We start from the raw sequence: 11,172 nt of genomic DNA, 5'->3' as shown, positions 1-11,172 counted from the left end.
GCCGGCGTCGATGCGATGCTGCTGGCGGTCGAGGCGCTGGTTCACCTCGTTCACGCGCGGGTGGCCCGGTACCGGCTCGACCGCGTGCGCGGTCGCGAAGCCCGCAAGCAGCAGAGTCGGCGCGAGGGCGCACAGGATGCGGTGGGCGATGGTCGTCATGCTCGTTCTCCTGGATCGAATCGCGCCGCAACCGGCGCATGCACGTTCAACGCGGCACGCCTCGATCCGTTGACGGAGGCTGCGCCTGGCGCCCGCGCGCGTCCTCCCGATCGCCGTCCGGCGCGGCGGGTTCCACGTTCCGCGCGCCGTCGCCGGGAACGCCTGCGCCTCACGGATCGAAGCCGTCGGCGAAAATGCGATCGAGCACCTCGTCGACATTGACGAGCGACACCGTCGGCAGGGCAACGCCGTCGTAGTTGCCCGAACCCGCGACGACCGCGCCGATGATGGAGTACGCGACGTCGCCATCCGCGAGGAAGTCGCCGACACCGGTCACGACGATCGTCTGCGGAACGTTCCAGTCGGCCGGCGTGAACACGAGCCGGGTTGGCGAGGGGAGGCCTTCGCTCGGATCGTTCGATGCGAAATCGATCGTCACGTCGGCGCTGGGCGGCAACTGGAGCACGACGTCGAACTGCGCCGTGCCGCCGCTCTCGGTGGTGACGAGGCCGCTGAGCGGCGCGACCTGCACGGCGCCGCCGGTGAACGGCGTGGCGATGGCGACGCTGTTGTTGGCGAGATCCTGTTCGGGACCGAACGGCGCGACCGTCGCGATCGCCGCGTCGTTGTCGATCTGCACGAGGCCGGCAGGCACCGGGTAGATCGTGTCGACCGCGAACTGCACGGAGCCGCTCGCGCCCCCGGCGAGCGTGCCGAGCGAGTACACGCAGTCGCTGCCGGCACTGCCGTCCGGCACGCAGGTCCAGCCCGCGCTGCTGGCGGTGGCATTGAACGTCGTACCGGTGGGCACGCTCTCGGTGATCGTCACGTCCGCGGCGCTGCCCGGTACGCCGACGCTGTAGTCGAGGGTGTACACGAGCGTGCCGCCGGGATCGACCGTGGCACCGTTGGCGGACCCCGCGAGCGCGAGATCGGGCGGCGCTTCGTCGCCGAGCGTGAGCCACTCGTTCACGTTGACCACGGCGACGCCGTCGTAGCCGCCCGTCGACACGAGATGCAGCTTGCCGCCGCTCGCGACGCCGGCGATCGTGCCGATGTTGCTGACGCCGGTCGGCTTGTCCGGACCGCTCTTCCATGCGCCGTCGTTGAAGTCGTAGATCCAGCTGTCGTGCTTCACCGAGATGCCGCCGCCATCCGGATCGCCGCCGGTGAAGATCACGATGTCGAGGCCGGAAGCACCCAGCGCGGGACCCGCGGCAACCGGCACGCCCACGCCGAGCCTGCCGACGGTGCCGCCCGGATACGATGCGATCGGCGCCCACGTGATCACGTTCGGATCGCCGCTGTCGATGGTGCCGACGTACGCATCGGCGAGCGACGCCGCGAGGGCCTGGCTGTAGCCGCCGACGACGATGATGTGGTTGCCGACGATCGCGCCGCGCAAGCCGGCGACTGCACTGCCGATCTTCGGCGTGGCACTCGACCACGCGTTCATCGCCGTGTCGAACACCTGCACGGTGTTGAGGTCGGCCGAACCGGAGTAGCCACCGATCACGTAGACATAGCGGTCGGCGTAGCTGCCGATCGCGTAGTCGCCGGTCGCCTGCAGCAACGACGGTCCGGGCTGCCACAGCCCGGTCACGATGTCGTAGACGCTCAGGATCGACGTCGGCGCGAAACTGCCCGCGTAACCGCCGGGCACGTAGATCTTCGTGCCGACGCGCGCCGCGCCGATCTGCAGCCGTGCGGGCGTCATCGGCGCCAGATCGGCCCAGCTGTCGAAGGTGACGTCGTAGCGCGACATCAGGCTCGTGTTCGCGAAGGACGCATCGCCGCCCGAAATCACGTAGACGTAGGCGTCGTTGTCCGGCCAGGTACCGCTCATGTACGAGGCCATCGCGTGACCCCAGCGAGCGCTCGGCATCACCGTGCGCGAGGTCCATCCCTCGGTCGGGAACGCGCCGGTGACGATCGGCCCGGGTGCCGGGACGGAGCGCGACGGATCGACGCGCCAAGGCGAGGCGGCAGGCGTGTGGACCTGGGCGAGCGCGCACGGCGTGACGACGGCGGAAGCGAAGACGGCGGCAAGCGCCGCGCGAAGCGGAGTGGCATTCATGGATTGTCCCCTGTGAGCGAGCCCACAGTAGCACTTGTCCACATCGTGCGTGGCTGCGCGCTGACGGCCGTGAGCGGTTCCCTGCTCGCGTCCAGCGATCACTCTCGAAGCGGTCGCGCCGGATACATCGTGAGGTACTGCACCACGCGCGGTCGCCGGCTGCGATTGGGGCTGCTCCCGTGCGGCAGCGCGTGATGCCACAGGATGAGGTCGCCCTCGGCGCCGGCGATCGGTCGCGCGGCGGCGGCTGGGATGCGCTCGTACGGATCGACGCCCGCGGGCAGCGCACGCAGCCAGTCGTCGATGTCGCGGTGGAAGCCCGGAACGCAGGTGAACGCGCCCTGGTCGGCGGCCGTGTCGCCGAGGTAGAGGATGCCCTGGATGCCAGGCCCGAGCGGCGGGACGAGCTCGGCGTCCCAGTGCAGGTGCGGTCCCGGAAAGCGGAAACAGCCGTTCTCCGGGGGATTGAAGCCGCAGCGGTCCGCGGTCATGACGAGATCCTCGGTGCCCCACAACTGCGCGAACGCCTTGTGGATGCGCAACGATGCGCGCGCGGCCTCCAGTGCCCGATGCTGGAACAGTTGCACCATGATCCCCTGGCGCTTGCCCGGCACGTACCAGCTGTGCGGATCGTCGGGGTCGGCCCCGATGAAGTCGTGCACGGCGGTGCGCACGGCCGCGCATTCGTCCCGCGTGATCGCCTCGCGGAGCACGACGTACCCGTGCTCGTCCCAGTGCGCGAGCGCCTGCGCATCGAGCACGGGGGCGAGCGCGCGCACGCATGCGTGGCGTTCCGCGATGTCCTGCGGATACGCGCTGCCGTCCTGCAACGCCTTCGCCCAGGCGAGGCGCGACGGCGCGATCGCGCCGCCGTGGCAATCGAGCACGAACTGCCGCAGCGCCTCGAAGCTCGGCATCGTCGCGAGGAAGCGCGCGATCTGTTCGAGGCCGACGCCGAGGCTGTCGCTGAGCATCCGGTCGAGGTGCTGTTGGCGGCGATCCGGTGCGGCCGACTCGCCGCGCATCGCGCGCAGGCGCCGCGACCAGTAGTCGTGCAGTAGGGGAAGGATGGGTTCTGCGGCATCGATGCTCGACATCGCGGCAGTGTAGCGCCGGCCGCACGTGGCGCGGTCGCGCGGTGCTCGAGTCCTCGGCACCGCGCCGGCGCCCGCTGGCGCGCGCCGCGTTGCGGCGATTTCCCGCCGTCTCGCGACGCGAGACGACGGCGCGCGACGGTGCGGCCTTCCGCGGGTGGATGGCGCCGGGTGCGACGATGGACAGTGCGATGGCCGGGGACACCTGGCTCGGGAGGTTGCGAACGGCGCGGCAGCTCAAGGCCGCCGGCGCCTACGCGGCGACGGCCGCCGCGACGCGCTCGGCCCTGCACGAGGCCGAGCGGGAGGGCGGGCGCGACGCGCTCGCGTGCGCCGAATGCCTGTTCGATCTCGGCGACGTCGAACGCCTGCTCGGTCGCCACGACGAAAGCGAGCGCCTGTTGCGGCGCGCCTTGGCCATCTTCGAGCGCAGGCTCGGCACGACCCATGGCCGCGTCGGGTACTGCATGGCGTGCCTCGCCTTGACGCTCTCGGAGCTCGGTCGCCGCGCGGAGGCGCTCGAGGTCGGCAAGCGCGCGCTCGCGGCGCTCGAATCCGCGCAGCCACGCGACGAACTGCTCCTCGCGATCGCGCTGAACGCGCTCGGCCTGCTGCACGAGCAAGGCGAGGAATTCCATCGCGCCGAAGCGTTCCACCTGCGCGCGTTGCGCATTCGCGAGGAGCGTCTCGGCCCGGACCATCGCGTCGTCGCGACCAGCCTGGCCAATCTCGGCAACCTCTATCGCCTCATGGGCCGGCCGGCCGAGGGTCTCGCGCGACTCGAGCGCGCGCACGGAATCCGCGAAGCATGCCTCCCGCCGCAACACCCGGAGCTCGGCCTCGGCTGCAACAAGCTCGCGACGACCTTGTGCGCGCTCGGCCGTCACGCGCTCGCCGAGCCGCTCTTTCGGCGGGCGCAGGCGATCGAGGAAACGCTCGGGGAGACCGCGGCGCTCGCCTGCGCCTTGAACAATCTCGCCTACTGCCTTGCCTCGCAGCATCGTAGCCGCGAGGCATTGCCGCTGTACCAGCGCGCGCTCGACATCCGCGAGCGCGTCCTCGGCCCGCGCCATCCGCTCGTGGCCCAGTCCCTCAACAACCTCGCCACGGCGTTCGAACATCTCGGCCGCCCGACCGAGGCGATCGCCCTGCACGAGCGCGCGCTGACGATCAAGCGTGCGACGCTCGGCCCGAACCACTCCTCGGTCGCGACGTCGCTCAACAACCTCGGTCAGCTGTGGACGCAGCGCGATGATCCGGAGCGCGCGCGCGCCCATTTCGCGCTCGCGCTGCGCACCGCCGAGGCCGCGGTCGGGCCATTGCACCCGGATGTCGGCATCTACAGCTACAACCTCGCGCGCGCCTGCGCGCGATGGGGACCCCTCGAGGACGCCGAAGCGCTCTACCTCCGTGCGATCGAGATCGACCGCCGTGCGTACGGACCCGACCACGCGCTCGTCGCCAGCGACATGAGGAGTCTCGCGCTCCTCTACCGCGTGCTCGGCCGCGACGAGGAAGCGGTGGAACTCGAGCGTGTGCTGCGCCACTGCATGCCACGCGAGCAGGCCTGACATGGCGCTCGCGGTGGCCATCGAGCGCCGCAGTGGCGGGCTCGACCAGGACCGGGCCGCCTGGTGGGGCGACTCGAGGCATGGCGTGTTCGCGCTCGCCGACGGTGCCGGAGGGACCAGCGGCGGCGCGGGCGCGGCCATGCGCGTGCTGCGCGAAGCGCGCGCGCTCCACCGCGGCCTGCATCGGTCGCCGCTCGAGGCGTTGGATGCGGTCGATGCCGCACTGTCCCGCAGCGGCGGCCAGTCGACCGCGATCCTCGTCGAGCTGCGCGAGGGCGTCCTGCGCGGCGCGAGCACGGGAGACTCGCGGGCGTGGTTGATCGGCGGGAATCTCATTGAACTCACGCGCTCGCAGCGTCGCCGGCCATTGCTCGGCGACGGCGGGCTGCCGGTGCCATTCGGCCCGGTGGCGTTGCGCGGAAGGCTCCTGCTCGCGAGCGACGGATTGTTCGATTACGTGGACCTGCGCGCCATCGCGCGGACCGCCGTCGGCGGCGAGCTTGCATCGTGCGCGCGCGCCCTCACGGCGCTGCCGCGCTTCGCCGACGGCACCTTTCCGGACGACGTGGTCGTGCTGCTTGCCGAGGCCACGCCAACGGCTTCGCGCTGACGCCGTCGAGGCGTGCGCGACGGGCGCACGAACGCATCGTCGTGCCCGTCGCGGCGGCGCCCGTTCGGCTACGGCCCTGCGCGCAGGGCGACCGGCATCGGGCGTGGCTCGCGTCGAGCGCGGTGCGGATGCGGGTCGCAACGCATCCGCTGGTTCGTTTCGCTCGCGTTCGACGCAGCGCGCAGCGCGCCTCGCGAGACGCCCGCACGCTCAACTGCGCAGCTTGTAGCCGGTGCGGAAGATCCACCACACGGCGGCGAGGCAAAGCGCGAGGAAGCCGAGGGTCGCGAGCGCGCTGATCGCGACGTCGACGTCGGCGACGCCGTAGAAGCTCCAGCGGAAGCCGCTGATGAGGTAGACGACCGGATTGAACAGGGTCACGCGTTGCCAGAACGGCGGCAGCATGTCGATGGAGTAGAACGCGCCGCCGAGGAACGTGAGCGGCGTGACAACCATGAGCGGGATCACCTGCAGCTTCTGGAAGTCGTCGGCCCACAGCCCGATGATGAAGCCGAACAGGCTGAACGTGACCGCGGTGAGGACGAGGAAACACACCATCCAGACCGGATGCTCGATCTGGTACGGCACGAAGAAGCGCGCGGTGACGAGGATGAGCAGGCCGAGCATCACCGACTTCGTCGCGGCCGCGCCGACGTAGCCGAGTACGACCTCGACGAACGACACCGGCGCCGACAGCAGTTCGAAGATCGTGCCGGCCCACTTCGGCATGTAGATGCCGAACGATGCGTTCGAGATGCTCTCGTTGAGCAGCGACAGCATGATGAGGCCGGGGATGATGAATGCGCCGTAGTCGACGCCGCCGACCTCGCCCATGCGCGAGCCGATCGCCGAGCCGAACACGACGAAGTAGAGCGAGGTGGACAGCACCGGCGATGCGATCGACTGCGTGATGGTGCGGAACGTGCGCGCCATCTCGAAGCGGTAGATCGCCCTGACCGCGTGCAGGTTCATGCGGCGGCCTGCTGCGGCTTGCCGTGCACGAGGCCGACGAAGATCTCCTCGAGCGAGCTCTCGCTCGAATGCAGGTCCTTGAAGTCGATGCCCTGTTCGGCGAGGCGCTTGAGCAGCGCGGCGATCCCGGTCTCCTCGGTCTGCGTGTCGAACGTGTAGACGAGCGCGTGGCCATCCTGCGCGAGTTCGAGCGGCTGGTCGGCGAGCGCGTCGGGCACTTTCGCGAGCGGCTCGCGCAGGCTCAGGGTCAGCTGCTTCCTGCCGAGCTTGCGCATGAGCGTCGCCTTGTCCTCGACCACGACGAGTTCGCCCCGGTTGATGACGCCGATGCGGTCGGCCATTTCCTCGGCTTCCTCGATGTAGTGGGTCGTCAGGATGATCGTCGCGCCCTCGTCGCGCAGGCGGCGCACCATGCGCCACATGTCGTGGCGCAACTCGACGTCGACGCCCGCGGTGGGTTCGTCGAGGAACAGGATCGACGGCTCGTGCGCGAGCGCCTTCGCGATCAGCACGCGTCGCTTCATGCCGCCCGAGAGCGTCATGATCTTGCTGTCGCGCTTGTCCCACAGCGAAAGCTCGCGCAACACCTTCTCGAGGTGGGCGGGATCGGGCGCCTTGCCGAACAGGCCGCGGCTGAAGCGCAGGGTCGCGAACACCTTCTCGAACGTGTCGGTCGACAGCTCCTGCGGCACGAGGCCGATCGCCGAGCGCGCGGCGCGGTAGTCGCGCACGATGTCGTGGCCATCGACGCTCACGCTGCCCGAGGACGCCTTGACGATGCCGCAGATGATGCTGATCAACGTGGTCTTGCCGGCGCCGTTCGGGCCGAGCAGCGCGAAGATCTCGCCGCGACGGATGTCGAGGCTGACGTCGCGCAAGGCGTTGAAGCCCGATGCGTAGACCTTGTCGAGGTGGCGCACGGAAATGATCGGCGACATGGACGCGCTCGCGCGGGCGACGGGGTCGTCCATGCTAGCCGAGCCGGCGCGCGCGTGCGCGCGGACGCGCGTGCGGCAGACGGGACAGTGCGTCCCGTCGCCGCGACCGGCGTGTTGCAGCCGTTGCGGATCGAGCGACTGTGGCGCTTCGGCGCTTCGGGGGCGAGCGTATGCGATCATCGGCGATCAACCGGAGCCGACCATGCACCTGTCCTTCGCCGTCTCGACGGCCCTCGCCCTCGCCCTCGTCCCGCTCGCGTCACGCGCCGCGACGCTCGAAGTCGGACCCGGCCATGCGTACGCGACACCGTGCGCGGCGATCGCGGTGGCCGCGGCCGGCGACTCGATCCTCATCGACGCGGCCGGCAGCTACGCCGGCGACGTCTGTGCATGGGCGACGGATGGCCTCACGCTGCGCGGCGTGAACGGACGGCCGCACATCGATGCGAACGGCGCCAGCGCGCAGGGCAAGGCGATCTGGGTCATCACCGGCGACGACACGACGATCGATAACGTCGAAATGTCCGGCTGCCACGTGCCGAGCATGAACGGCGCCGGCATACGCCAGGAAGGCGCGAACCTGACCGTGCGGCAGGCGTATTTCCACGACAACGAGAACGGCATCCTCGCCGGTGCGAGCCCCACGAGCACGATCACGATCGAACACAGCGAGTTCGCGCGCAACGGCGCCGGCGACGGCCTGTCGCACAACCTGTACATCGGTGCGGTCGCGCGGCTCGTGTTCCGTTGGAACTGGTCGCATGACGCCGTCGTCGGCCACCTGCTGAAGTCGCGCGCCGCCCGTAACGACATCCTCTACAACCGCCTCACCGGCGAAGCGGGCAGCGAGAGCTACGAGATCAACCTGCCCAACGGCGGCCTGTCCTACGTGATCGGCAACCTCGTCCAGCAGCCGCCGACGACCCAGAACGGCGCGATGCTCGACTACCTCAGCGAGGGCGTCGGCGCGAACACGGACTTCCGCCTCTTCGTCGTCAACAACACGTTCGTCAACGACCGCGGCAACGGCACGTTCCTGCAGGTCGCCGGCACCACCGCGGCGCTCGTGCGCAACAACATCTTCTACGGCGGCGGCACGGTCAGTTCGCAGGCAGGCAGCGCGCTCGACCACAATTTCACGGGCAGCACCGATCTCTTCGTCGACGCGGCGCACTACGACTACCGGTTGCGCGGCGATGCGGGCAGCGTGATCGACCAGGGGGCTTCCCCCGGCAGCGGCGGCGGCGAAGCGCTGCAACCGACGAGCGTCTATGTGCACCCGACCGCGGGCGCGAATCGCGCCAGCGTCGGTGCGATCGACGTCGGCGCGTACGAGTGGGCCGGCGACGCGATCTTCGCCGACGGCCTCGACGGCTGACGGTCACCTTCCACAGGCCGCGCGACGAGCGTCGGATCGAAGGCCGACGACACGGACATCGCGCGCCTCGGTCGCCGGAGCCGATGCCCGCTTCCACGCGCGGGAGGGAAGCGACGCGCCGCAGGGGTGCGGGTCGGGCAGATTTGTGTCATGGCATAAATCCGCCGCGCGATCCGTTTGACACGCGCTCGCGCACTGTCGAACGATCGAGGGCTTACGGCGCCACCTCCCCGAGCCTCGGCGCGGCGGGGATCGCGCGCCACGGCACCACGAGGTCGTCATGCGCAAATCCATCGATGCAATCATTCCACTCGCGATCGTCGCCGCCGCGGCCGCGTTCACGTCGACGCCCGCACGCGCGGACGTCGTCGGCACCTCGATCGGCAGCGATCTGCTGGTCGACGCCGGCTACGGCAGCAACGGCTACACGGTCGTCAACTACAACGACGACGCGGGCACCTGGGACGAGGCAGTGCGCCTCATTCCCGCCGACGGCGGCGCGACCTGGATGGTCGGCTTCCACCGTACCGATGCGACCGGCGATCGCGTCGCGATTTCCAGGCTCGACGCGAACGGCTCGCTCGACGCGAGCTACGGCACCGGCGGCAGGCAGCTCGCCGATACCGCGATCAACCTCGTCCACGACGCGATCCTCGTCGACGGTCGCTTCTACCTCACCGGCATCCACTACCTCGACGGAGGCTTCGGCGACGTCGCGGTCGCCTGCGTGATGCCGGACGGCACGCCGTGCGCAGGCTTCGGCGATTCCGGTTCGGTCGAGCTGCCGCTCAATGCGCCCGGCTTCAACAGCGACGCCGCGCGCATCCTGCACCGCGACGGCGCGCTGTACGTGGTCGGCAACACCGATCCCGGCGGCGCCGACGGGCATTCGAGCGCGATCGTCGTCGCCAAGCTCGATGCCGCAACCGGCGCGCTCGACGCGGGCTTCGGCGACGGCGGCGGCCCGCTCGCGGGATCGGTCGTCCTCAACCCCGATCTCGTCACCGACGGCTACGACTTCGCGTACGCGGCCGCATTCGCCGCAAGCGGCGACCTGCTCGTCGCCGGCTCGGCGCAGGACGAGCGCGGTACGCAGGCATACGTGCTCGCGCTCGACCCCGCGACGGGCGCGATCGACAGCGCGTTCGGCGACGGCGGCTACGCCTACGTCGCGCTGCAGGCCGGCGTCACCCGCGACGAACTCGGCGTGCGCGCGCTGCAGGTGCTCGGCGACGGCCGCATCATCGCCGCCGGCAATGCGAACCACGACGACGAATTCTCCAACACGATCACCGGCGTGCTGCTCGTGTCGCTGCAGCCGGACGGCACGCGCACGCCCGGCTTCGGCGTCGACGGCGTATCCCACGCGGACATCGGCATCAACCTGCAGACGACCGACCTCGTCGTGCGTTCGAACGGGGATCTCGTCGTGTCGACGCCGTCGAACGGCATCACGCCCGATCCGTACAACCCCGACACGCTGCAGTCGATCGTGCAGTTCGACGCCGCCGGCAACGGGCCTACCGCGACCGTGTCGATCGAGTACCCCTCGCTCGTGACGCCGCAGGGTTGGCCGACGACGATGCTCGTCGACGAAGCCGATCGCGTGCTCGTCGCGGGTTTCCGGCTGTGGGACTTCAACTTCCCGATCCCCGACTCGGATCACGTCGTCACGCGCCTCGTGCGCGACGTGATCTTCGTGGACGGTTTCGACCCCTGAGGCCCGTGGCGCCGGCGCGGCCGTTCCGCGGCGCGCCCATCGCCCGTCCGCGCCTGCGCGAGGCACATGCTGTCCGCGCGGGAGGCCGGCGTGTCGCACGCGGCCCGTCGCGCGCAGCCGATACGGTCAGGGATCGACACACGGGGTCGCGAAACGACATCGTTCCCTCGCCCGCGGGCTTCACGCCGCATGGCACCCTTCTTGCTCGAGTTCCCCTCACGTGCCCGAAGGACGACCGTCCGCGATCGGGTGCGCACGCGCGGTCGCCGGTCCGGCGAGCGCATTCATCATGAGAAGGGGACTCCATGTCGACCAGGAACACGATCCAGGCCGGGCTGCTGTGTGCAGCCATCGCGCTGCCCGCATTGCAGGCGGCGGCCGCCGACCAGTGGCATTTCAAGGTCACGAACGCGACGGAATCGCGCATCACGAAGCTGCAGGTGTCCGAAGACAAGAAGAACTGGGGCGATTTCGACATCGGCCGCGGCATCGCGCCCGGCAAGACCGAGACGCTCGTCTGGGACAGCAGCACCGACGACGAGAACTGCGAGCAGTGGATCCGCGCGAAGTTCAGCGACGGCAGCACGAGCGCGCCGAGCAAGCAGGACTTCTGCGAGGACGTCGACACGCCGATCGAGTTCTCGGAAGAGTAA

At 69.9% G+C, this 11,172-nt stretch carries 9 protein-coding genes; 5 read left to right on the top strand and 4 right to left on the bottom strand.

The genetic code is table 11. The features are described from left to right. Positions 1-328 precede the first annotated feature (328 nt). Together VI238_RS01550 and VI238_RS01545 are read right to left on the bottom strand one after the other, a co-directional pair. Positions 329-2,236 carry a hypothetical protein gene (locus tag VI238_RS01550; protein WP_331647721.1) on the bottom strand — a complete coding sequence of 636 codons (1,908 nt, stop codon included), beginning with the start codon at positions 2,234-2,236 and terminating at the stop codon, positions 329-331. Positions 2,237-2,334: 98 nt separating this feature from the next. Then, entirely contained in the window at positions 2,335-3,333 is a 999-nt protein-coding gene (locus VI238_RS01545; RefSeq protein ID WP_331647719.1) for a phytanoyl-CoA dioxygenase family protein, read from the bottom strand. A gap of 176 nt (positions 3,334-3,509) precedes the next feature. Between VI238_RS01545 and VI238_RS01540 the strand changes: the two genes are divergently transcribed. Next, complete coding sequence (locus VI238_RS01540; RefSeq protein ID WP_331647717.1) at positions 3,510-4,901, top strand: tetratricopeptide repeat protein; 1,392 nt, start codon at positions 3,510-3,512, stop codon at positions 4,899-4,901. Between the two features lies 1 nt (position 4,902). After that, the gene (locus tag VI238_RS01535; protein ID WP_331647715.1) at positions 4,903-5,511 is read left to right on the top strand and encodes a hypothetical protein; all 609 of its coding nucleotides are present in this window, start codon (positions 4,903-4,905) and stop codon (positions 5,509-5,511) included. Positions 5,512-5,721: 210 nt separating this feature from the next. Here the strand turns inward: VI238_RS01535 and VI238_RS01530 are convergent, their stop codons facing one another. Beyond that, positions 5,722-6,483, bottom strand: a complete 762-nt coding sequence (locus tag VI238_RS01530; RefSeq protein WP_331647713.1) for an ABC transporter permease — start codon at positions 6,481-6,483, stop codon at positions 5,722-5,724. Then, positions 6,480-7,421, bottom strand: a complete 942-nt coding sequence (locus VI238_RS01525; RefSeq protein WP_331647711.1) for an ABC transporter ATP-binding protein — start codon at positions 7,419-7,421, stop codon at positions 6,480-6,482. The genes VI238_RS01530 and VI238_RS01525 overlap by 4 nt, the downstream gene beginning before the upstream one ends. 202 nt (positions 7,422-7,623) lie before the next feature. Between VI238_RS01525 and VI238_RS01520 the strand changes: the two genes are divergently transcribed. From VI238_RS01520 to VI238_RS01510, 3 genes are all read left to right on the top strand, one after another. Next, the gene (locus VI238_RS01520; RefSeq protein ID WP_331647709.1) at positions 7,624-8,799 is read left to right on the top strand and encodes a right-handed parallel beta-helix repeat-containing protein; all 1,176 of its coding nucleotides are present in this window, start codon (positions 7,624-7,626) and stop codon (positions 8,797-8,799) included. 280 nt (positions 8,800-9,079) lie between these two features. Continuing rightward, entirely contained in the window at positions 9,080-10,519 is a 1,440-nt protein-coding gene (locus VI238_RS01515; protein WP_331647707.1) for a hypothetical protein, read from the top strand. A 305-nt stretch (positions 10,520-10,824) separates the two neighbouring features. Beyond that, positions 10,825-11,172: a hypothetical protein gene (locus VI238_RS01510; protein ID WP_331647704.1), complete on the top strand. Its 348-nt coding sequence runs from the start codon at positions 10,825-10,827 to the stop codon at positions 11,170-11,172.

Origin of the sequence: Dokdonella sp., from assembly GCF_036518555.1 — a bacterium.
Lineage (GTDB): Bacteria > Pseudomonadota > Gammaproteobacteria > Xanthomonadales > Rhodanobacteraceae > Dokdonella_A.
Note: the sequence above shows the minus strand (reverse complement) of the source record. Positions and strands in the feature narration are given on the sequence as shown.